This window comes from Streptomyces sp. NPDC004134 (genome assembly GCF_042874195.1).
Lineage (GTDB): Bacteria > Actinomycetota > Actinomycetes > Streptomycetales > Streptomycetaceae > Streptomyces.
This window is the reverse complement of the sequence record NZ_JBIAMS010000068.1, coordinates 1-1041: the sequence shown is the minus strand read 5'-3', so window position 1 is coordinate 1041 and position 1041 is coordinate 1. Positions and strand designations below refer to the sequence as shown.

Genomic DNA, 1041 nt, shown 5'->3' with positions numbered 1-1041 from the left:
AGCGTTGTTGACGCGGGTGATGGGTGGTTGGCCGTCGAGTGCGGTGTGGCATCGGTGGTGGTTGTAGTTGTGCAGGAAGTGGGTCAGGGCTGCTGTGCGTTCGGTGTTGCTGGCGTAGGGCCGCTGGTAGGCCCATTCGTCGAGGAGGGTGCGGTTGAAGCGTTCGACCTTGCCGTTGGTCTGTGGCCGGTAGGCGCGGGTGAGTTTCCCGGTCGCGCCGAGGTCGGACAGGACGTTCTTCCAGGCCAGGCCCTTGCGGTAGGCCCAGGCGTTGTCGGTCAGAATCCGCTCGATCTTCTCGATGCCGTGGTCGTGGAAGAACGCAGCGGCGCGGGTCAGGAAGCCTGCGCAGGTGGCGACCTTCTCATCGGGGTGGATCTCGCTGTAGGCCAGACGGGAGTGGTCATCGACGGCGGAATGGACGTAGTCGAATCCCATGCCGCGGATGGGGCGGCCGGCTTGGCGGCCGTGGACCCTGTGGCCGCCGCCGTCCGGGATCCGGCCGAGCTTTTTGACGTCGACGTGGATGAGTTCGCCGGGGCGGTCGCGTTCGTAGCGGCGGATCACGGTGCCGGTGGGCCGGTCCAGCCAGGCCAGCCGGTTCAGGCCGTGACGGACCAGGATCCGGTGCACAGTCGAGGGGGGTATCCCCAGGACCGGACCGATGCGAGCAGGCCCCAACTTGCGTTGTTGCCGCAGGTGACAGACCCGGGCCTCCACCGCTGCCGGGGTGCGGTGCGGTGTCCTGCAAGGCCGGCTGGAACGATCGCGCAGGCCGGCTTCCCCGTGCTGTCTGAAGCGGCTCAGCCACTTGTGGGCAGTGGGCCGCGAGATGCCCATCTCGGCAGCGACATGGGCGACGGGACGGCCCGCACGGACACGATCGACCAGCAGCCGCCTGCCATGAACGGTCAGCCGGGCATTACGGTGGGACACGAAGACCTCCGCGCGGTGAAGACTCGACACCTCCACCACACCGGAGGTCTTCGCCATGATCAATACCCACGACCGTTAACAACGCTCGTGATCAATACACCTAGG

Annotated in this window: 1 protein-coding gene; it reads right to left on the bottom strand. The window is 66.8% G+C overall.

Annotation, left to right across the window (positions count from 1 at the left end):
- The coding region (locus ACFYVJ_RS34800) for an IS481 family transposase (protein ID WP_388900535.1) at positions 1-936 on the bottom strand (936 nt) is incomplete at its 3' end.
- Between the last annotated feature and the right edge of the window lie 105 nt (positions 937-1041).